This window comes from Streptomyces sp. NBC_00647, from assembly GCF_045207245.1.
GTDB lineage: Bacteria > Actinomycetota > Actinomycetes > Streptomycetales > Streptomycetaceae > Streptomyces.
In genome coordinates, this window is record NZ_CP109040.1 from 7796975 (window position 1) to 7817778 (window position 20804).

The 20804-nt window shown below is 71.2% G+C and carries 19 protein-coding genes; 10 read left to right on the top strand and 9 right to left on the bottom strand.

Going from position 1 to position 20804, the window contains the following annotated elements:
* The first annotated feature begins 85 nt into the window (after positions 1-85).
* A complete protein-coding gene (locus OG788_RS34260; protein ID WP_406374975.1) occupies positions 86-1261 on the top strand; it encodes a glycoside hydrolase family 6 protein in 1176 nt (391 codons plus the stop codon).
* Between the two features lie 39 nt (positions 1262-1300).
* Here the strand turns inward: OG788_RS34260 and OG788_RS34265 are convergent, their stop codons facing one another.
* Positions 1301-1777, bottom strand: a complete 477-nt coding sequence (locus OG788_RS34265) for an SRPBCC family protein (protein WP_406374976.1) — start codon at positions 1775-1777, stop codon at positions 1301-1303.
* 330 nt (positions 1778-2107) lie between these two features.
* Here OG788_RS34265 and OG788_RS34270 point away from each other — a divergent pair, with 330 nt between their 5' ends.
* Positions 2108-3352 (top strand): cytochrome P450, encoded by a 1245-nt coding sequence (locus tag OG788_RS34270; RefSeq protein WP_406374977.1) that lies wholly within the window; start codon positions 2108-2110, stop codon positions 3350-3352.
* Between the two features lie 106 nt (positions 3353-3458).
* On the opposite strand, the gene OG788_RS34275 is transcribed toward OG788_RS34270, so the two are convergent.
* From OG788_RS34275 to OG788_RS34295, 5 genes are all read right to left on the bottom strand, one after another.
* Positions 3459-4904 (bottom strand): family 43 glycosylhydrolase, encoded by a 1446-nt coding sequence (locus OG788_RS34275; protein ID WP_406374978.1) that lies wholly within the window; start codon positions 4902-4904, stop codon positions 3459-3461.
* A gap of 19 nt (positions 4905-4923) precedes the next feature.
* Complete coding sequence (locus OG788_RS34280; protein ID WP_406374979.1) at positions 4924-6405, bottom strand: family 43 glycosylhydrolase; 1482 nt, start codon at positions 6403-6405, stop codon at positions 4924-4926.
* A 182-nt stretch (positions 6406-6587) separates the two neighbouring features.
* Entirely contained in the window at positions 6588-7310 is a 723-nt protein-coding gene (locus OG788_RS34285; RefSeq protein WP_406374980.1) for an FAD:protein FMN transferase, read from the bottom strand.
* Entirely contained in the window at positions 7311-7760 is a 450-nt protein-coding gene (locus OG788_RS34290) for an FMN-binding protein (protein ID WP_406374981.1), read from the bottom strand. It lies immediately after the preceding gene.
* A gap of 10 nt (positions 7761-7770) precedes the next feature.
* Entirely contained in the window at positions 7771-9108 is a 1338-nt protein-coding gene (locus tag OG788_RS34295; protein ID WP_406374982.1) for a ferric reductase-like transmembrane domain-containing protein, read from the bottom strand.
* Between the two features lie 151 nt (positions 9109-9259).
* Here OG788_RS34295 and OG788_RS34300 point away from each other — a divergent pair, with 151 nt between their 5' ends.
* Positions 9260-9958, top strand: a complete 699-nt coding sequence (locus OG788_RS34300; protein ID WP_351536557.1) for a response regulator transcription factor — start codon at positions 9260-9262, stop codon at positions 9956-9958.
* Entirely contained in the window at positions 9955-11460 is a 1506-nt protein-coding gene (locus OG788_RS34305; RefSeq protein ID WP_406374984.1) for an ATP-binding protein, read from the top strand. Before OG788_RS34300 ends, OG788_RS34305 begins: the two co-directional genes overlap by 4 nt.
* Before the next feature lie 24 nt (positions 11461-11484).
* Here the strand turns inward: OG788_RS34305 and OG788_RS34310 are convergent, their stop codons facing one another.
* On the bottom strand, positions 11485-12858 hold the full coding sequence (locus tag OG788_RS34310) for a diacylglycerol/lipid kinase family protein (RefSeq protein WP_406374985.1): 1374 nt from the start codon (positions 12856-12858) through the stop codon (positions 11485-11487).
* 205 nt (positions 12859-13063) lie between these two features.
* The gene (locus OG788_RS34315) at positions 13064-13543 is read right to left on the bottom strand and encodes a helix-turn-helix domain-containing protein (RefSeq protein ID WP_351536545.1); all 480 of its coding nucleotides are present in this window, start codon (positions 13541-13543) and stop codon (positions 13064-13066) included.
* Positions 13544-13647: 104 nt separating this feature from the next.
* On the opposite strand from OG788_RS34315, the gene OG788_RS34320 reads away from it, so the two are divergent.
* From OG788_RS34320 to OG788_RS34345, 6 genes are all read left to right on the top strand, one after another.
* Positions 13648-14133, top strand: a complete 486-nt coding sequence (locus OG788_RS34320) for a PaaI family thioesterase (protein ID WP_406374986.1) — start codon at positions 13648-13650, stop codon at positions 14131-14133.
* Positions 14134-14279: 146 nt separating this feature from the next.
* The gene (locus OG788_RS34325; protein WP_406374987.1) at positions 14280-14912 is read left to right on the top strand and encodes a DUF1345 domain-containing protein; all 633 of its coding nucleotides are present in this window, start codon (positions 14280-14282) and stop codon (positions 14910-14912) included.
* Between the two features lie 119 nt (positions 14913-15031).
* Complete coding sequence (locus OG788_RS34330; RefSeq protein ID WP_406374988.1) at positions 15032-16078, top strand: Dyp-type peroxidase; 1047 nt, start codon at positions 15032-15034, stop codon at positions 16076-16078.
* A gap of 2 nt (positions 16079-16080) precedes the next feature.
* A complete protein-coding gene (locus tag OG788_RS34335; protein WP_406374989.1) occupies positions 16081-16923 on the top strand; it encodes a family 1 encapsulin nanocompartment shell protein in 843 nt (280 codons plus the stop codon).
* Positions 16924-17157: 234 nt separating this feature from the next.
* Positions 17158-19701 (top strand): ATP-dependent Clp protease ATP-binding subunit, encoded by a 2544-nt coding sequence (locus OG788_RS34340; protein WP_406374990.1) that lies wholly within the window; start codon positions 17158-17160, stop codon positions 19699-19701.
* Positions 19702-19794: 93 nt separating this feature from the next.
* On the top strand, positions 19795-20073 hold the full coding sequence (locus OG788_RS34345; protein ID WP_351536529.1) for a hypothetical protein: 279 nt from the start codon (positions 19795-19797) through the stop codon (positions 20071-20073).
* An 81-nt stretch (positions 20074-20154) separates the two neighbouring features.
* On the opposite strand, the gene OG788_RS34350 is transcribed toward OG788_RS34345, so the two are convergent.
* Complete coding sequence (locus OG788_RS34350; RefSeq protein ID WP_406374991.1) at positions 20155-20637, bottom strand: GreA/GreB family elongation factor; 483 nt, start codon at positions 20635-20637, stop codon at positions 20155-20157.
* Positions 20638-20804 lie beyond the last annotated feature (167 nt).

Genomic DNA, 20804 nt, shown 5'->3' on the forward strand with positions numbered 1-20804 from the left:
GACGCAGGCATGCCGCTCGGCGAATCTCCTGTGGGAGCGCTCCCGCAAGTCCCTCGTGACCGTGGCGAACCAGGAGTGAACCCGTATGAGACGACGTACCTCGACATGGCCGGCCGCTCTGTCCGTCGTGCTGGCCGCCCTCTTCACCGCACCCCTGGCGCACGCCGCCGAGTCCACGGACCGCGGACCGTCGCTGTACGTCCCGGAGCCCAACCCGGCGGCGTACCGGCAGGCCGTCGACCTCGCCCGGGCCGGCCAGTACCGCGACGCCGCCGGTCTTCTGACGATGGTGAACACCCCGCAGGCCGTGTGGTTCGGCGACCAGACACCGGCCCAGGTGGAGCGGCTGGTCCGCGGGGTGGTGCGCGACGCCGGCCACCACGACGCGATCGCCGTGCTGGCGCTCTACAACATCCCCGGCCGGGACTGCTCCAACTATTCGGCGGGCGGCGCCGCCGACACCGCGGAGTACAAGGCGTGGATCGACGCGGTGGCGCGGGGGATCGGGCGCGGCGACACGATCGTCACCCTCGAACCCGACGCCCTCGCCCTGCTGCCTTCCGACTGTGGCCAGGACGACGCGCAGGGCACGAAGACCGCCGCGCGGTACGCCGAGGTCAACTACGCGGTCGACAAGCTGGAGCCGCTCTCCGGGACGCGGGTCTATCTCGACACCGGGCACCCGGGCTGGCACACCGTCAGCTCCATCGTGCCGCGCCTGATCAAGGGCGGAGTGGCACGGGCCTCCGGCTTCTACACCAACGCCTCGAACTACAACACCGACGACGCCAACTCCTGGTACGGCAAGCTGATCTCGTCGTGCCTGGCCTACGCCGACGGCGGTGGTGACGTCGCCGAGTGCCCGAACCAGTGGTGGCCGCGGGCGGACGCGCAGTCCTGGCTGGACGCGCGGGTGCACACGCCGCCGGCCCGCATGAAGCACTTCGTCACCGACTCCAGCCGCAACGGTCAGGGCCCCTGGACCCCGCCCGCCGGCACGTACACCGACCCGCAGGACTGGTGCAACCCGCCGAACCGCGGTCTCGGCGCCCGCCCCACTCTGCGCACCGGCGACCCGCTCCAGGACGCCCGGCTGTGGATCAAGACACCCGGCGAGTCGGACGGGCTCTGCCTGCGCGGAACGCCGGGCCCCGAGGACCCGGAGCGCGGCACGGTGGACCCCGCCGCGGGTGAATGGTTCCCGGAACAGGCACGGGAACTCGTCCGGTTCGCCAATCCGCCGATTCTGCCGGGGGATTGACGGAGGCGGGCGGGGGCGGGAGTACCCCTGCCCGGCGGTTCACCCCTGCTGGGCCCGTCGCTCCCGCCCGGTGTCCTCGCCCCGCCCGAGCAACCCGTCCATCGCCCGCCCGAACATCCACCGCGCCGACCACCTCAGCGGACGGTCGGCGAACCCGGGCAGTCCGCGCACGCTCAGGTCCTCCCGCCAGACCGCCCGTGAACCGCCGCCCTCCGCCGGGTGCACCTCGAACTCGGCCCAGCCCGTGACGAACGTGCCGCGCTTGACCAGCCGGCATGTTCCCGGGCTCCCGTCGCCCGGCGGCCGCCACGCGACGACCTCCATCGGGTCATCGAACGCGAGGGCCCCGAGCCCCGACCGGGCGACGAAGACCGTGCCCTCCCGGGTCGGCGGTGGCGTGCGCACGGTGACCCGGGTCAGCGGGACGACGTCCGCGTGCCGGGGCCAGTCGGTCAGGCGCCGCCAGCTCTCGGCGACGGAGTGCCGGGACGCGCGTTCCAGGACGAAGAGGACCACGGCAGGATCGTAGGCGCCCGAAGGCCGTCGAGCGGAAGGTGAACTCTTCCGCAACCGGATGAACCGCCCGGTCGGCTTCGGACGGACGGCGCCCGCGTCGGAACACCGGCGGGTGTCGACGGTCCTGGCACCCGGGCCGGGCGTCCCCGCCCCGGGCCCCGGCCTGCCGTCGAACGAGCAACAACTCTCCATCTCTGTGCGGGTGTTGTCGCGTGCGCCCCCTGTTCCCTGCCCTCGGAGGCGGTCAGGTTACGATGCGGCGGACCGTGATGGACCGATTGCGCGAGACGCCGCACCTCGACTGGTGACCCACCCGCGACAGGAGCCCACGTGCTTGAGCAGCCCTTCGTCATCGACCCCGCCGGTGCCGACATCCACGGGGAGGCCGAGCGGTTACGCGGCTTCCACCGCACCCCGAGGGACCCGGGAGGCGCCCCCGCCGCCGCTCTCGTCGAACTCCCGAGCGGCATACCGGCCTGGTTCCCGACCCGGTACGAGACGCTCAGGCAGCTCCTCGCCGACGACCGGGTGTCCAAGGACCCCAATCGGCACTGGCCCGCCTGGATCGACGGCGCGTACCGCGAGAGCTGGGTCGGTCTCTGGGTCGGCGTCACCAACATGTTCACCGCCTACGGCGCCGACCACCGCAGGCTGCGCAAGCTCGTCTCCCCCGCGTTCACGAAGCGGCGCACCGACGCGCTGGGGCCCCGAATCGAGGAGATCGCGGCCGAACTCCTCGACCGGATGGCCGAGGCCCCCGACGAGCGGACCGACCTCCGGTCCGCCTACGCGCACCCGCTCCCGATGCGGGTGATCTGCGAACTGTTCGGCCTGCCGGAGGACGGGCGCGCCGACATCGCGCGTCTCATCGAGGCGAACATGGACACCACCATCGGCCCCGAGCAGGCCATGGCCACCTATCGGGAGGTCCACGAACTGCTGGCCCAGCTCGTCGAGTCGAAGCGGGAGCGGCCGGGCGACGACATGACGACCGCGCTCATCGCGGCCCGTGACGAGGAGGGATCCCAGCTCACCGAGGCGGAGTTGATCGACACGCTCCTGCTCGTCATCGGCGCGGGCCACGAGACGACCGTGAACCTCATCGGCAACGCGGTCCACGCCCTGCTCGCCCACCCCGACCAGCTCGCGCGTGTGCTGTCCGGTGAGATCCCCTGGACCGAGGTCATCGAGGAGACCCTGCGCTGGGCCCCCTCGATCGCCAACCTTCCGCTCCGCTATGCCATCGAGGACATCAAGCTCCCCGACGGCACCCTGATCCCGCGCGGTGACGCGATCCTGGCGACCTACGCGGCAGCCGGCCGTGACCCGCTGCGCCACGGCGACAGCGCGTCCCGCTTCGACATCACCCGCGTCGACAAGGAGCACCTCGCGTTCGGCCACGGCGTCCACTACTGCGTCGGCGCTCCGCTGGCCCGGCTGGAGGCGTCGATCGCCCTCCCGGCTCTCTTCGAGCGCTTCCCCACCCTGAGCGCGGACGTGTCGCGGGGGCCGGCGCGCCTCGCCGAGTCGTTCATCGGACACGGCTACCGGACACTGCCCGTGCGCTGGAGCTGATCGTTCGTCGGGGACCGGCTCCCGCGCGCGACCTCGATGCCGGGCGACGGGCGGCGCGAAGCCGCGCACCGCCACGACGGCCCGGCGGCTGCCCCTGAAGTCCGGTCTACTCGGTGTAGAACGTCGCGTCCGCCTTCGCCGCCGTCGTGTCGGCGGGTTGCACATAGAGCAGGTAGTCGTAGTGACGGACGTACCGGCCCGGGTAGTTGTACGACTCGAAGGAGAGGCCGGAGGCGGTGTCGGCGAGGCCGGAGCGCCGGTAGAAGGCGGCGTCGCTCCTGAAGGCGGCGGTGCCGTCGTCCTTCTCGACCCACAGCTCGAAGTTCTTGTGACGGAGGTAGTAGCCGGGGTAGTTCGCCGACTCGAGCGAGACGGTGCCGGTGCCCGCGAGGCCGGTCACGACGCGGAACTGCGAGTCGGCGAGAACGGCGACGTTCGCCTCGATCCTCGCGCGGAACTCCCAGTGACGGACGTACCGGTCGGGGAAGTTGTAGGAGGAGAGGCGGACCGGTGAGACGCCGTCCGCGACCGGGATGCCGAAGGCGGGGGTGCCGTCGGCGTTCCAGTAGATCTTCTGCAGCCGGGTGCGGCGGTTGGGGTCGTTGAGCGGATCGCCGCTGATGTCCTTGTAGTTGCGGTCGTGGTACACGAGGACGTCCGACCTGCCGTCCTCGGAGACGGTGAACGAGTTGTGGCCGGGCCCGTACTGCGAGGTCGCGGCACTGCTCCGGAACACCGGCTGCGAACCCTTCGTCCAGGAACCGGCGTTGAGCAGATCGGCGGAGGAGGACGCGCTCAGCATGCCCAGGCAGTAGTTGGCGTCGGTGGCACTGGCCGAGTAGGTCAGGAACACCTTGCCGCCGTGCTGGATCACCGCGGGACCCTCGTTGACCTTGTACCCGACGGTCTCCCAGGACAGCGTGGGCTGCGAGATCTCCACCGGAGTCCCGCTGATGGTCCAGGGGTTGGCCAGCCTGGCGATGAACAGGCTGGTGTTGTTGTCCTCGGCCGGATTGCGCTGTGCCCAGGCGAGATAGCGGACCCCGCCCACGACGAAGGTGGTCGCGTCGAGGGAGAAGGAGGAGACCGGGGTGGCGATCTGCCCCTTCTCCGTCCAGCTGCCGGTCAGCGGGTTCGCGGCGGAGCTCTCCAGGACGTACATCCGGATCGCCCACACGTCGCTGGTCGACCCGGCCGCGAAGTAGACGTACCACTTGCCGTCGATGAAGTGGATCTCCGGTGCCCAGATGTGCGCGCCCATCACGCCGCTCGCGTGCTTGGTCCAGACGGTGGTCTCCGGAGCGGTGGCGAGCCCTTGCAGTGTGGTGGCCCGGCGCAGCACGATCTTGTCGTACGTGGGGACCGTCGCGGTGAAGTAGTAGTAACCGTCGGTGTGTTTGAAGATGTGGGGGTCGGCCCGCTGTTCGGCCACCGGGTTGGTGAAGGTCACCGCGGGGGAGGCCGGGGCCGCCGCGTGGGCGGGTGTGCCGGTGGCCAGGAGGGCCAGCGTGGCGAGGACCGCGGTCAGCAGGCGGGCGATGAGACGTCGCATGGTCGTTGCTCTCCCGGTGTCAGACGGTGGGCTTGAGCTGCCACTGCTGGCAGGTGTTGTTCAGCCAGGTCCACTGGCGCACGTCGACGCCGTCGCCGGTACCGCAGCCGGCCACGTCGGCGACCTTGCCGCTGTTCGCGTTGACGATCCGCACGAAGTCGCTTCCGGTGTAAATGAGCCTGAACCGCTGACAGTTGTTGTTGAGCCAGCTCCACTGGCGCAGATCGGCGCCGTCGGCGGCGGAGCAGTCGGCGGTGTCCAGTACCTTGCCGGTGGCGGCGTTCACCAGGCGGCTGGTGTCGTCGCCCTGGTCCTCGACACGCCACTTCTGGTTGGCGCCGCCGGTGCAGGTCCACTGGAAGACATTCGTGCCGTCCGCGGTGTTCGAGCCCTCCACGTCGAGGCACTTGCCGCTGTTGCGGTTCACCACGGTGTACGCCGCCGGGGTCGTGGCCGTCTCCCCGGAGGGGCCCGCCAGCGTCGTGCCGGTGGCGACCGGTGTGCCGAACTCGGGCGTGCCGTCGGCGTTCCAGGTGAACTTCTGCGCCCGGGTCGTACGCCCGTTGCCGCAGCCGCCGCTCGCGGAGCTGTTGGCGTGGTAGACGATCCAGTTCTCGGTGCCGTCGGGCGAGGTGAAGAACCCGTTGTGGCCGGGGCCGTAGACACCGGCGGCGTCGTTGCGCTGGAAGACCGGGGTCTGCTTCTTGGTCCAGGAGGCGGGGTTGAGCGGATCGGTGCCGGTCAGTTCGAGCCGGCCCAGTTTGTAGTCGGCGGTCTGGCAGTAGCTGGCGGAGTACGTGAGGAAGGTCCGGCCGCCGTGGTACAGGGGCTCGGGCCCCTCGTTGACGGGGGCGCCGGAGGTCTCCCAGCTCAGTGTGGGGCTGGAGATGACGGTGAAGGCCGAACTGCTCAGCGTGTACGGATTGCTCATCGGCGCGATGACCAGGCTCTGCTTGCTGCCGCCGACCGAGCCGCTGCCCACCAGGTACAGCTTGCCGCCGTACCGGAGAACACTGGCGTCGATCAGCCAGCCGCCGGGGTCGAGGTTGGAGCCGGTGAGGGTGTTCTTGTAGGTGTACGGGCCCATCGGGTCGGAGCCCGCGCTCTCCAGGACATGGGTGCGCTGGGTGTCGCAGCAGGCGGCGCCGCTCTGCGCTCCCGAGTAGTACAGGTACCACTTGCCGTCGATGAAGTGGATCTCCGGCGCCCAGAAGTTGGCGTTGCGGCCGGAGGTGGTGTCGGACCAGATCCGCACACTGGGGGCGGTGGCGAGCCCGGCCAGCGTCGGCGACTTGCGCATCGTCAGCTCGTTGGTGAAGGACGTCGTCACCAGGTAGTAGCTGCCGTTGTAGTACTCCAGCCAGGGATCCGCGCCCTTCTGGGACTTGACCGGGTTCGTGTACGGCCGGCCGACGGCCGCGGCGGCGGGCTGGGTGAGGAAGGAGGCGAGCACCGCCAACAGCGCTGCTCCCAGGGCGAACCAGTGGCGGGTGCGTAACACGGTGAGTCCCCTTTGACGGCCCAAGATGTTCGAAATCTCGTACGCTGTGCGGAGGTTCGACCAGAAGATAAGTTTCCGGCAGGGGCACGTCAACGCTTCCGGCGTGTTTCGGTGCGGGGCCCTCACACCGGGCCGGCGTATGTCCCGCCGCCCGGTCGGCGACGGCGCGCGGCCCGCCACACTCAACTCGCCACGGGAAGCCCCGTCGTACGGAAGACGCGGTGCTCGGCGTCGACCGCGAACACCTCGCAGCCCTCGCGCGCGGCGGCCCACTCGACGCCCTCCGCGCCCAGCGCGAAGGCCGCCGTGGCCGTCGCGTCCGCCTCGGTCAGCGACGGCGCCACGACCGTGACACTGAGCAGGCCCGTCGCCGGCCGGCCGCTGCGTCCGTCGAGGATGTGGTCGCCCCGCTCGTACCGCGCGGACGTCGCCACCGCACCGTCGCCGATCTCCAGCACCGTGCACAAGGTGTCGGCCCGTTCCGGGTGGCCTACACCCACCCGCCAAGGACCGCCGGCGGTCATCACGTCACCACCCGCGTTGAGGCAGAACGCGCGCACCCCGGCCGCTGTCAGCAGCTGCGCGGCCCGTTGCACCGACCAGCCCTTCACGACCGCGCACGGGCCGAGGCCGCGACCGGGCAGCCGCACGTCGAACGCGCCGCCGCTCGCGACGCGGAACTCCTCGCACAGAGCGAGGACTTCGGCCAGATCCGGACTGATCCGGGCCGGCTCCAGCTCGCCCCGGCCCAGCCGGGACACCTCGCTGCCCGGCTTGAACGGGCTGAACCGCGCGTCGACTTCACGCAGCCAGGAGAACACCGGGTCCGCGGTCTCCTCGACGGCGTCCTCGTCGCCGATGAGCAGCGAGACCGGGAAGCCCATGACGTGTTCGACGCGGCGCACTCACGAACCCTTCGCGTCGAGGGCGGCCTGGAGCGACGTCACGTATCCCTCGCTGGTGACCGTGGCGCCCGAGACCGTGTCGATGTCGGCACTCTGCGCCTGGAGCGTCTCCTGGATCAGCTTCGGCACGGCCGCGGTGGTCTGCGGGTGGTCCGGCTGCTGGAGCATCCGCACCGAACCGATCGCGTCGCCCTCGAAGGTCACCTCGACCTGGACGACACCCTTCGAGGTGGTGACCGTGCTGCCCCGGACGACCCGCGAGGCCGCGCCCGACGAGGACGACGAGGACGACGAGGACGACGAAGGAGCGGAGGAGGAGCGCGACGACGGTGAGTTCGGGGCGGGCTCGGCGGCCTCCGTGGTGGTAGACGTGTTGTGCGACGGTGCGTAGCGCCACAGCGGGATCAGCCCCGCGATCGACAGGGCCACGACAGGCAGTGCTCGTTTCACGGTGTCCCTCTCATCCCGCCAGGCTGAAACGCTCGAAATGGATCTGCGCCCTGGGCACACCCAGATCGCCCAGGGTGCGCAGCACCGCGCTCGTCATGCCGGGCGGCCCGCACACGAAGACATCCCGGTCGGCGACGTCCGGCACCAGCCGGGCGAGCTCGCGCGGCGCCAGCCTGTCCGGCCTCGCCGGGCCGGTCACCACGTGCAGCTCGGCCCCCTTGGCGTCGGCGAGCCGGCGCAGCTCGTCCAGGAGCACGGCGTCGCGGTCGGCGGCCACCCGGTAGATGAGCACCACATGGTCGTGCAGGTCCTCCAGAAGCGCCCGGATCGGGGTGACGCCGACGCCGCCCGCGATGAGCAGCGTCTCCGGACGGGTGCGGTGCAGGGTGGTGAAGGCGCCGTAGGGCCCCTCGGCGAAGACCCGTGTGCCCACCTTCAGATGCCGCAGGGCGGCCGTGCCGTCGCCCGCCGTCTTCGCGGTCAGGCGCAGCCGGGTGCCGTCCGGCGCGGCCGACAGGGAGAACGGATTGGCCTGCCACCAGCGGTCCTTGGTGAGGAACCGCCACAGGAAGAACTGGCCCGCCCGGGCGGGCAGCCGGCCGAGGTCGCGTCCGGTGACGTAGATCGACACGACGGTGTCGGACTCCGGTACGACGGCCGAGATCCGCAGCCGGTGGCGCAGGTTCCGCGACAGCGGCAGCACCACCCGGCCGACGAGCACCGAGCCGAGCGCCCCGCCCCACAGGGTCCACCAGTACGCCGTGGCCAGGGGAGACGCGGTGAAGGTCGTGCCGGCCGCGACCTGGTGCGTGAACGCCAGCACCACCGCGACATAGGTGTAGAGGTGGATGAAGTGCCAGGTCTCGTAGGCCAGGCGGCGCCGGGCCCACCGGGCGGACACCGCGACCACCGCCATGATCAGCACCAGGGCCACGAGCGCGCGCAGCACACCCTCGACCGTCGTGGCCAGCTCCACCAGCTCGTCCACCGGGCCCGCCGGAGTCCCCTCGGCATAGCCGAGGACGATGAACACCACGTGCGACAGCAGCGTCCACAGCAGGCCGAAGCCGACCCAGCGGTGCCAGGACGTCAGCCGGTCCATGCCGATCCGGTGGTCGAGCCAGGGGAGCCGGGCGACGAGCACCAGCTGGAAGGCCATCAGCAGCGCGCCGTACAGGCCGGTGAACCGGCCCAGCACGATCAGTGTGTTCGAGGCGAACCCGGCCCGGACGAAGAACACCGCCACCACGACGGCGTTCGCCGCCAGCAGGGCGTACAGGCCGGTGCGGGCCACCACCCTCGGGCGTATCGCCGTGGGGGGCGGCTGGACGCGTTCGACAGTGGTCACGGAGGGCAGCTCCTCGTTCGGTCGTGGGGATGTCGAGCCTGCCGGGTGGGAGCTGTCGTTTTCCTGTCGGCCGACTTTCAAGTGCTTATCGATGTGGATCACCGGCCGCCGCGGCTATGGCGCCGCCCACCGTGTGCAGCACTATGGGCGGGTGGAAAAAGTGCGCCTCCTGGTCGTGGACGACGACCCTCCGATAGCCGATCTCGTCGCGACGGTCGCCCGCTACGAGGGCTGGGAGGCCGTCACGGCCAACTCGGGGGAGGAGGCACTGCGCCGGGCCGCCGCGTTCCACCCCGACATCGTGGTGCTCGATCTGATGCTGCCCGGCCTGGACGGATTCGCCGTCCTCGACCGGCTGAGGCAGTCCGGCACGATGGTGCCCGTCGTCTTCCTCACCGCCCGCGACGGAGTCGCCGACCGGGTCGCCGGCCTCACCCGGGGCGGCGACGACTACCTGGTCAAGCCGTTCGCCGTGGAGGAGCTCATGGCCCGGCTGCGCACCGTGCTGCGCCGCAGCGCGGGACCCGGCTTCCAGCGTTCCGTGCTCACGGTCGCCGACCTGACCATGGACGAGGACACCCGCGAGGTACGGCGCTCCGGCCGGCTGCTCACGCTCACTCCCACCGAGTACGAGGTGCTGCGCTACCTGATGCGCAAGTCGCCCACCGTCCTCACCAAGGCCCAGATCCTCGACCACGTCTGGGAGTACGGCTTCGGCGGCCGCTCGAACGTCGTCGAACTCGTCGTCAGCCGGCTGCGCCGCAAACTCGACGGCACCGACGACGGCGGGACAGCGCTCATCCACACCGTGCGCGGCGTCGGCTACGTGGTGCGGCAGGTCGCCGCGTGAGGAGCCGGGAGGCACGCGCTCCGGCCGGCCGTCCGCGCAGCTTCCGGGAGACGTATCGCCGGACCCGCCTGGGCACCCGGCTCGCCCTCGGGATGGGCGCGCTGTCGCTCGTCGTGTTCGCCGTCGTGGGCACGGCGCTGACGACGTACATGAGGGACTATCTCGACCGCCAGCTCGGCCAGCAGATGAAGCTCGTCCAGATCGCCCAGTCCAAGGACGCGGCATCCCACGGCACCGTGCAGCAGCAGCCCTACTACGGCTGGTTCACCGCAGTGTACGACGTCAGGGGCGGCCGGGCCGTGCTCCGTGAACCCGCTGACGTGCCCGCGGACACCGTCGCCCTCACGGCCGCCGCCGAGGCCCTGCCGCCCGAGGGCTCCGCGCACAGCCTGCGCGACGCGCGGATCGACGGAGAAGGCGCCTACAAGCTGCGCGCCTGCGAGGTCGAACCCGGAGTGGTCCTGGTCACCGCCGCGCCCATGGCCGACCTCCAGGGCACCGTGCGGCAGCTCATCACCGTCCAGGTCGTGGCGTTCGCCCTCGCCCTGCTGGCGCTCGTCGTGGCCGGCCGGGCGGTGCTGCGGCGCGGCCTGCGGCCCATCAGCGACATGGCGCACACGGCCCGGGGCATCACCTCGCACAACCTCACCGGCTCCGCCCGGCTCCCGGTGCGCGCCGGGGGCGGGAAGGGCGGCCCGGAGGTCGAGGAACTGCGCACCGCGTTCAACACCATGCTGGAACACATCGACGACTCGCTCGCCGTGCGCACCGAGGCCGAGCAGCGGCTGCGCCGGTTCGTCGCCGACGCCTCGCACGAACTGCGCACCCCGCTGATGTCCGTACGCGGCTACGCGGACCTCTTCCAGTACGCCGCAGCCAACGAGCCCGCGGAACGCGAGAAGCACCTGGCCCGGCTGCGCGCCGAGGCGGCCCGGATGGGTGTCCTCCTCGACGACCTGCTGCTGCTCGCCCGTCTGGACGCCGCCGAGGTCGAGACCCCGCTCCGCCTGGAGGACGCCGACCTCGCCGCGCTGACCCGCGACGCCGTGGACGCCTTCCGCGCCGGCCACCCCGGCCACACCCTGTCGGCGACGGTCGGCCCGGAACCCGTGCGGCTGCGTCTGGACCCGCTGCGCATCCGTCAGGTCCTGGACAACCTGCTCACCAACGCCGCGGTGCATACCCCGCCCGGCACCGCGGTGGGCGTGGAACTGTCCGTCTCCACCGACGCGGCGGTCGTCCTCGTCCTCGACTCCGGCGCGGGTATCCCGGACGCCGAGCAGGAACGCGTCTTCGACCGCTTCTACCGCGTCGACAAGGCGCGCAGCCGCGACCGGGGCGGCAGCGGGCTGGGGCTCGCGGTCGCCCGTTCCCTGGTCCTCGCCCACGGCGGCACCGTCGACCTCTCCAGCGGTCCCGGCCGCACGGTCTTCGCCATCAGCCTTCCGCGCGGTCTCCCGCGCGCCGAGCGCGGTCCTCTTCTTCCCACGGGGGACGGCTGACAGGTCTGCCGGCCGAAGCGGCGCTCAGGGCTTGTCGGTTCGCGGCTCCGGCTTCGGTCGGTGGCCGGGGCGTCGTACGCCGGCCGTGCGGCCCACGAGCATCGCCAGCGCGAGCAGCCGGCGAAAGTCCAGGGTGGGCTGGACCGCGGGAACGCCCGGCCGCTTCCTCGGCACGCGGACGCGGAGCACGCCCGGCTCGACACGGCAGCGCACCGGGGTGGGCAGGATCATCGCCTCGCCGTCGATGCCGACCTCGAGTTCCTCGCAGTCGCCGCCGACGACCACGTCGCGCGCGGTGAGGACCGAGAGGCCCTGCGGGTCCGGGGAAAGCAGGAGAGCGGCGGCCTCGACGGCGCTGTCCACCTTGACGCCGAGGATGCCGAGCAGTCCCGAGTCGAGCCGCTCGCGGCGGCCCAGACCGGCCGGGTCGTTCGTGCGGTAGGGGTTGTTGCTCACCAGCAGCGCCTGCGGAGCCTCGAGCGTCGTGCCGGCGGCCCGGGCGGTCAGCTGCGGTCCGCGCTGGCGGGTCAGCAGGTCCGGAAGGAGCTGCAGGATGGTACCGATCTTGTCGTCGCGGTAGGCGGGATCCTGGACGACCGCCGCGTACGCGCCGAACGAGGCGTTGTTGACGAAGGGGTGCTCCCCGGCGAAGCCGAGGTCCACCCGGAGTTCGACCCCGTTCGTCAAGGCGTCGAGGCAGGTGGAGGGGTCGTCGCGGTCGAGGCCGAGGTCCATGGCGAAGTGGTTGCGGGTGCCGGCCGAGACGACGAGGAACGGCAGGCCGTGTTCGGCGGCGACGGCCGCGACGAGCGCCTGCGTCCCGTCGCCGCCCGCGACGCCCAGCAGGTCCGCTCCGTCCGCGACCGCCTGCCGGGCCAGCTCGGTGACGTCCTGATGGCGCTCCGGGTCGAGGAGGACGACGCGCGCCCCGAGCCGCTCGGCCTTCTCCACGAGTCCGAACCGCGCCACCTTGCCGCCCCCGGACCGGGGATTCATCAGGACGAAGGGACGCCGTGGCGGTGGGGTGCGGTGCTCCTTCATGGGCCGGACACGGCCGCGGGCACTCCGCAGCGCGTAGCGGCCGCTCCACACCGCGAGGATCCACAGCACGGGGGAGAGCAGCAGGGTCCACAGCAGGGTGACCGCGAGGACCACGATGACGGCGATGGGGACGGCGACCGCCAGCAGCCCCGCGATCCAGCGCGCCGGACCTCGCCGGGTCAGCGTCCACCACAGGGCCGCCGCCGCGACGGCCATGCCCGCGAGCGCGGCGAGGAGGAGCAGGAACCCGCGTACGCCTCCGAAGACGAGCGGCACCGCCACGGCGAGCGCCGCCGCGGCCAGCGAGGCCCTCGCCGCCCACCGTTCGCCGGCCGGCGGCCCCGTCTCCGTGCTCATCGTTCCTCCACTGGTCGGTCCCTCCGGCGCCGCGGCCGCCGTACGAGGCGCCGCCGTGCCGTCACGCGAACCAGATGCCCGTGCGACGGACGTCCATGTCCGACCTGGTGGGACGGCCGTACGGAGCCACGCTGCCACGAGCCGGGCTCCGGCACCACGAGGCGGCCTGTCACCCGTCCCGTGTCCTGCCGTTTCCGGCCGGGCGTCAGCCGGGCGGGGAGTCGGCGCGCCTCGCCGACGGGCCGGGGCGGGTGCGCGCCTCCGGCGGGATCAGGGCGCCGTGCCCGGCGCCGCAGACGACCGTCGCCCGCACCTCCTCGCCGCAGTCGGCGTGCACGACCTCGAGCGGCGGACCTTCGGGGTCCGCCGTGTAGCGGTCGCCCCACTGCTTGAGGGCGATCATGGCGGGCCACAGCTCCCAGCCCTTGCGGGTGAGCCGGTACTCGTTCCGGGTGCGGCTGCCCGGCTCGCTGTACGGAACGGTCTCCAGGATCCCGGCCGCGACCAGCTTCCGCAGACGGTCCGCCAGCACGCTCTCGGAGAGCCCGACATGCCGCCGGAAGTCCTCGAAGCGCCGTACGCCGTTCATGGCGTCGCGCAGGACCAGCATCGACCATTTCTCGCCGATCAGGTCGAGCGTCCGCTGGACCGTGCAGTTCTCGGTGCTTGTGTCGAGCCACGTCATGGGCCCATCGTAGGCTGGCTGTGACATTGACATCCAGACCCCGGACTGGCTAGCTTCGAAAAGCAAAGTCAGATCGAGGGAACGTCGAGGGAACGGGGAGCGTCATGGGCAGGTCTCGCACGTACGACTGGGAGGACCCGGCCGTCCCCGCCGCCGCGGTCGGCCGGTACAGCGGCCTCGACTTCCTCCGTGAGATGCAGGCCGGACGGCTGCCCGCACCGCCGATCTCGGCGACCCTCGGCATGACCCTCGAGGAGGTCGAGCACGGACGGGTGGTCTTCGCCCTGGTCCCGGGGGAGGAGCACTACAACCCCATCGGAAGCGTCCACGGCGGCGTCTACGCCACCCTGCTCGACTCCGCGGCGGGGTGCGCCGTGCAGTCCGTGCTGCCCCCGGGCACCGGGTACACCTCACTCGACCTGACCGTGAAGTTCCTGCGGCCGATCACCGTGGACACCGGCAAGGTGCGCGCGGTCGGCACCGTCGTCAACAGCGGCCGCCGTACGGCCCTCGCCCAGGCCGAGCTCTTCGACGCGGCCGACCGGCTGCTCGCCCACACCACCAGCAGCTGCCTGCTGTTCCCCGTCTGAGAAGCGGCCCCGGAGCGAGCCTGTCCGTCGTCGTCCCGAGGGTGAGCCCGTCCGCCGCCGTCGCCGGCCGGCCGGGCGGAGGCCGTTGCTCCGGGCGGCCGGTTCCGCCGGGCCGACCGGCGGCCACGGGGCTACCGTGGCGGTGTATGAGGATGATCCTTCCCCTGGATGCCGTGCCGCGCCTGACGGGCGCGGTCGTCCTCGGCGCCCTGGTGGGCGTGGCCGTCGCACTGCCGACCGACGTCATCCTGGGCCTGCTGGCCGGGATCGCCGCCACCGAACTCTTCTTCGTCCTGGCCGGCTGGCTGGTGCTGTGGCCGATGACCGCCGCGGCCACCCGCAGCAACACGCGGCGCGAGGACTTCCGGCCCCTGACCGACGAACTCGTGGTGGTCGCGGTCGCCCTGTGCGGGCTGTTCGCCATCGTGCTGCTGCTCGTGCGCGGCCAGTCCGACAACGGCCACGCCGCGGCCGTGACCGCCCTGTGCGGGGTGTTCCTGGCCTGGTCCGCCCTGCATCTGATGTACGCCACCCGCTATGCCTACGTGTACTACGAGGCCGACGGCGGCATCGACTTCAACGCGGACGACCCGCCCGCCTACCGTGACTTCTTCTACTTCAGCTACAACCTCGGAATGACCTATCAGGTCTCCGACACCGACGTCTCGAGTTCGGCGATCCGCTCGATCGTGCTGAGGCATTCACTCCTGTCGTACGTCTTCGGCACCAGCATTCTCGCCACGGCCATCAACGTCGTCGTGGGAATCGTGAGCGGCTGAGGGCACCGGTGGCGCGCCCGGTTCCCGTGCGGTTTCCCCCGGGACGAAGCAGGATGGGAGGAGGAACCGACCGGTCCGCGCACCACGGACACCTCCACGTCTCATGAGGAGGCCGACCCTTGGCCGAGCCACAGGCTGTGATCTCCCGACCGGCCAGGGCCACCGTGTTCCTCGTGGTCACCGTCACGCCGGGGCACGAGGAAACGGTCCGCGGCCTGCTGGAGGATGTCTCGGGGCTGCGCCGTTCCGTCGCCTTCCGGGCACCCGGCGACGAGCTCGGCTGCGTCGTCGGCATCGGATCGGCGGCCTGGGACGGGCTGTTCAGCGGGCCTCGCCCCCAAGAGCTCCACCCGTTCGTGGAGTTGACGGGCAAACGCCACCGCGCCCCGTCCACGCCGGGAGATCTCCTGTTCCACCTCCGGGCCCGCCGGATGGACCTCTGTTTCGAACTGGCCCGGCTGATCGTGGAACGACTGGACGGCGCGGTCACGGTGGTCGACGAGGTCCACGGGTTCAAGTACTTCGACGAGCGCGACCTGCTCGGTTTCGTCGACGGCAGCGAGAACCCCGAGGGACGGCCCGCCACCGAAGCCGTGATCGTCGGTGACGAGGACCCCGCCTTCGAGGGCGGCAGTTACGTGATCATCCAGAAGTACCTGCACGACCTGCGGACGTGGAACGCGCTGCCGTCGGACGAGCAGGAGAAGGTCATCGGGCGCACGAAGCTCGCCAACGTCGAACTCCCCGACGACGTCAAGCCGGCCGACTCCCATGTCGCGCTGAACACCGTCACCGACGAGAACGGCGACGAACGCAAGATCGTCCGGGAGAACATGCCGTTCGGCACCCTGGGAGAAGGCGAGTTCGGGACGTTCTTCATCGGCTACGCCCGCACCCCCGAGGTGACCGAGCAGATGCTGCGGAACATGTTCCTCGGGGACGGGCGGGCCCCGCACGACCGCATCCTCGACTTCTCGACCGCGATCACCGGATGCCTCTTCCACGTGCCGACCGTCGACTTCCTCGACGACCTCCCCGCCGCTCCGGGCGAGCGGGCGGCGGACCTTCCCGCCGGTTCCGACGCGACGGCCGCCGGCCTCCCCGCCGGTTCCGGAGAGCCGGCGGCGGACGGCTCGCTGGGGATCGGCAGCCTCAAAGGAGCCTGAACATGACCACGCTCGACGGCACCGGCAACCTGCACCGCGAACTCGCCCCCATCACGCCCGCCGCCTGGGCCGAGATCGAGGACGAGGCGCGCCGCACCTTCCGGCGCAACCTCGCCGGCCGGCGCGCCGTGGACGTCTCGGGCCCGGACGGCGCGGAGCTCGCGGCCGTGGGGACGGGCCACCTGTCCGGCATCGACGGGCCGTCACCCGGTGTCGCCGCACGGCTGCGCCGGGTACAGCCCCTGGTCGAGCTGACGGTGCCGTTCAGGGTGAGCCGTGCCGCCGTCGACGACGTCGACCGGGGCGCCAAGGACTCCGACTGGCAACCGGTCAAGGACGCCGCCCGCACCATGGCCTTCGCCGAGGACCAGACCGTCTTCAACGGGTACGCGGCGGCCGGCATCGACGGTCTTCGCGCGCGCACCTCCAACCCCGTGGTCCGTCTTCCCGCGGAGCCGCGCGACTTCCCGGACGCGGTCAGCCACGCGCTGAGCACCCTCCGTCTGGCAGGCGTGCAGGGCCCGTACGCCCTGCTGCTGGGCGCGGAGGCGTACACGGCGGTCAGCGAGACCTCCGACCACGGCTACCCCGTCGCCGCCCATCTCGGCCGGATGCTCGACGGCCGGCTGATCTGGGCGCCCGCCATGGAAGGCGGCTTCCTGCTGACCACCCGGGGCGGCGACTACGAGCTGCGGCTCGGTGAGGATCTCGCCATCGGCTACACGGCCCACGACTCCATCGGCATCGACCTGTACTTCCGCCAGACCCTGACGTTCCTGGTCCACACGGACGAGGCCGTGGTGGCTCTCGACCCGTGGAGCGACGCGAGCACGGGCACGGCCTGACCCCGCCGGGAGAGGGGCCCGGCCCCCGCTCCAGCCCACGGGGAATCGGGGCCTGGCCCGGCTTCGGCGGCCGTCTTCCGATGCCCGCCAACATAGGTTTCCCCGCGCCGAGTTCCCCCTTTTCGCGGGAAATACCGCAGGCCACGGGCCCGGCGTCGCGGATGCCCGCTCCGGTTGCGGAGCAATAGGCGCCGCGAAATGGTGGAAGGACTCGCACCGCACCGGGAGCTGCCCATGTCGATGTCGTCCTACGGTTTCGGCGCGTCCGATCCCTTCGGTGAGATGCTGAACCGCTTCTTCGGGATGTCGCCGGCGTCATCACCCCCGGCGGTGCAGCGAGTGCCCATCGGACGACTGCTGACAGAGTCCTCGCAGGAGCTCCTCAACCTGGCCGCGCGGCGTGCCCTGCAGGACGGCTCGTCCGATCTCGACACGGAGCACCTCCTCTGGGCCGCCACACGAGTGGAACCGTCGCGCTCTCTGCTGACCCGGGCGGACGTCGATCCCGACGCCCTCGCGTCCCAGCTGGCCGAGGTGCTTCCCCGGGAGACCAGCGAACCGTCCTCGGAACCGGGCCTCACCCCGGCGGCCAAGCGCACTCTCGCCACCGCGTTCGCCCGCTCCCAGGCGTCCGGAGTGTCCTACATCGGCCCCGAGCACATCCTCGGCGCCCTGCTGGGCGACGCCGACACCGGTGCCGCCCAGCTGCTGCGCGCCGAGGGGCAGGACGCCCAGAAGCTGGCGGGCCTCACGGAGCGGGCGGCCCGCCCGGACAGCCGTCCCGCCGAGCCCGACAAGCCCGCCACGACCCTGGACGAGTTCGGGCGGGACCTGACGGAAGAGGCGAAGGCCGGCCGGCTCGACCCGGTGGTCGGACGGGCCGAGCAGATCGAGCAGACCATCGAGATCCTCTCGCGACGGTCCAAGAACAACCCCGTCCTCATCGGAGAGCCGGGCGTCGGGAAGACCGCGATCGTCGAGGGACTCGCGCAGCGCATCGTGTCCGGCGATGTTCCCGACACCCTGAAGGGCAAGCGCGTCGTCTCGCTCGATCTGTCCGGCCTGGTGGCGGGTGCCCAGTACCGCGGGCAGTTCGAGGAGCGGCTGAAGAAGGTCATCGAGGACGTCCAGGTGTCGGACGGAGAGATCATCCTCTTCATCGACGAACTGCACACGGTCGTCGGCGCGGGTGCGACGGGCGAGGGCTCGATGGACGCGGGCAACATGCTCAAACCCGCTCTCGCCCGCGGAGAACTGCACGTGGTGGGTGCGACGACCATCGACGAGTACCGCAAGTACGTCGAGAAGGATGCCGCCCTCGAACGCCGCTTCCAGCCGGTGACGGTTCCGGAGCCGACGGTCGAGGAGACCGTGCAGATCCTGGAGGGACTGCGCGACGCGTACGAGGCGCACCACCAGGTCCGCTTCGCCGACGGCGCCCTGGCCGCGGCGGCGGAACTGTCCGACCGCTACATCAGCGACCGGTTCCTGCCCGACAAGGCGATCGACGTGATGGACCAGGCGGGCGCCCGGGTGCGGCTGCGCGGCGCCGTCCGCTCGACCGAGGTCGCCGAACGCGAGGACCGCATCGCGAAGCTGCGCCGTGAACGCGATCAGGCCGTCGCCGCCGAGGACTTCGAGCGGGCGGGAGAGCTGAAGGGGCGGATCGCCGAGACGGAGGGCGAGCTCGCGGGGATCGAGGAGCGGCGCGCCGGTGTCGTGTCCGTGACCGCCCGCGACATCGCGGACATCGTCTCCCGGCGCACCGGCATCCCGGTGTCCCAACTCACCGCCAGCGAGAAGGAGAAGCTCCTCAAGCTGGAGGAGGAGATGCACGCCCGTATCGTCGGCCAGGACGAGGCGGTCACCGCCGTCTCGCAGGCGGTACGCCGCAACAGGGCGGGCATGGGCGATCCGAGCCGCCCCGTCGGTTCCTTCCTCTTCCTCGGCCCCACCGGCGTGGGCAAGACGGAGCTGGCCAAGACGCTCGCGGAGCTGCTGTTCGGCGACGAGAACCGCATGATCCGCTTCGACATGAGCGAGTTCCAGGAGAAGCACACGGTCGCGCGTCTCGTCGGAGCGCCTCCGGGATACGTCGGTTACGACGAAGCGGGCCAGCTCACCGAGAAGGTCCGCAGGCAGCCGTACAGCGTGGTCCTGTTCGACGAGGTGGAGAAGGCGCACCCCGATGTCTTCAACACGCTGCTCCAGATCCTCGACGACGGGCGGCTCACGGACGGCCAGGGGCGCACCGTCGACTTCCGGCACTGCGTCGTGATCATGACGTCCAACATCGGCGCGCACCGCATCCTCGACCACAAGGGGGACGTGTCGGAGCTCAAGGACGCGTTGATGGGCGAGCTGCGGACCCGGTTCCTGCCCGAGTTCCTCAACCGCATCGACGACATCATCATCTTCCACAGCCTCACCGAGGACGACCTGGCGGAGATCGTCGGTCATCTGCTCGGGCAGAGCGAACGCCGGGTGCACGCGCAGGGCATGAAGCTCGAGGTGACGGAGGCGGCCAAGAAGCTGTTGATCGCCCATGGTCACCAACCGGAGTTCGGCGCACGCCCGTTGCGGCGCACGATCCAGACGGAACTCGACAACGGCATCGCGGAGCTGCTGCTCGGTGGCGAGGCCGAACCCGGCGACACGATCGTCGCCGACGCACGGGACGGCTCGGTCCACTGCACCGTGCGCAAGGACGCCTCGGGCGAGGGCCCGGAGCCGGAGCCGGGCAGCGGGCAGGCCGCCTACGAAACGGCGAACGGGTAAGGAACGTACGACGAAGGACGGGACGGAGGACTCCTGACATCGAAGGCGTACCCGGGCGCGTGAACGCCGGGTAGTCAGTTGAGGAGGCGGCGCATGACGCACCACAAGTCCAACCGAGATGTCGAAGGCGATCCGGAGCACGCCCACAACAGGGGAATGCCCCTGCGGGTGAACGACGACGAGCTGTACGCGCGGACGGAGCGCGAGCGGCGGGAAGCCGGTCTGGTGGCCGGTCCGACGGAGGACCCCGAATCCGCGTACAGGAGAGAGCGCGAGGAGATCGATCTCGAGGTGGGCGCCGGCCGGATTCCGACGGGCAACGTCACCCGCCGGTCCCGGGACCCCTTCCCGCCCTCCCGCTACGAGAACTGACGAGAACTAGTGGGCCGCTACGAGAACTGACGAGAACTGGTGGGCCGCTACGAACTGGCGGAGACCGGTCGGACGCCGCGTTCAGCCGCTGCGGTCGGGTGACTCGCCCAGCGAGACCACCACCGCGCTCGCGGGCCCGTCGGGTGCCTCGAAGTTCACGGTGTCTCCCGCCCGGTGGCCGAGCAGTGCGCTGCCGAGCGGGCTGTCGGCCGTGACGAGCGTCCGGTCCAGCACCGCGGCGGTCTCGCCGATCTGAACGGTCTCCACCGTGCCGTCCGAGAACCGCACGGCGACCGTGCTGCCCACGCCGACCAGGTCGGTGGGCGGCGGGCCGGCCGACTCGGCCTGACGGAGGCGTGTGGTGAGGTCGGAGATACGGTCGTCGAGCCGCCGGAGATCGTCGGCGCGCTGCAACTCGTCCGCTTCGTCGGCGCTGTCGCCGACCTCCGCGTCGGAGTCCCGCAGGGTCGCCGCGACCGTTCCACGCTCGGTGCGGAGGTCGGCGAGTTCCTGCTCGAGAGCGTGCCGGGCAGCCTCGCTGATCGGCGCGGGTTCGCTGGGCATGCCTGCTCCTAGGGGTGCCGAAGGGGGAGTCGCATAGAACTATTGGCAGCATATCCATGCATTTCGATGCGTCGCAGGGTCGAATCGCGACGATATGTGATGTATGGAATCGTGGATCCCCGGAGTTCAGGACGCTTCCCGATGTCCTGCGAGTGAGGGAGGTCCGA

Excerpts from the sequence above, each read along its gene's own strand:
- OG788_RS34260 (WP_406374975.1), top strand. The coding sequence starts at position 86 with ATGAGACGACGTACCTCGACATGGCCGGCCGCTCTGTCCGTCGTGCTG.
- OG788_RS34275 (WP_406374978.1), bottom strand. The coding sequence starts at position 4,904 with ATGCGACGTCTCATCGCCCGCCTGCTGACCGCGGTCCTCGCCACGCTG.
- OG788_RS34310 (WP_406374985.1), bottom strand. The coding sequence starts at position 12,858 with ATGAGCACGGAGACGGGGCCGCCGGCCGGCGAACGGTGGGCGGCGAGG.
- OG788_RS34315 (WP_351536545.1), bottom strand. The coding sequence starts at position 13,543 with ATGACGTGGCTCGACACAAGCACCGAGAACTGCACGGTCCAGCGGACG.
- OG788_RS34320 (WP_406374986.1), top strand. The coding sequence starts at position 13,648 with ATGGGCAGGTCTCGCACGTACGACTGGGAGGACCCGGCCGTCCCCGCC.
- OG788_RS34325 (WP_406374987.1), top strand. The coding sequence starts at position 14,280 with ATGAGGATGATCCTTCCCCTGGATGCCGTGCCGCGCCTGACGGGCGCG.
- OG788_RS34335 (WP_406374989.1), top strand. The coding sequence starts at position 16,081 with ATGACCACGCTCGACGGCACCGGCAACCTGCACCGCGAACTCGCCCCC.
- OG788_RS34340 (WP_406374990.1), top strand. The coding sequence starts at position 17,158 with ATGTCGATGTCGTCCTACGGTTTCGGCGCGTCCGATCCCTTCGGTGAG.
- OG788_RS34345 (WP_351536529.1), top strand. The coding sequence starts at position 19,795 with ATGACGCACCACAAGTCCAACCGAGATGTCGAAGGCGATCCGGAGCAC.
- OG788_RS34350 (WP_406374991.1), bottom strand. The coding sequence starts at position 20,637 with ATGCCCAGCGAACCCGCGCCGATCAGCGAGGCTGCCCGGCACGCTCTC.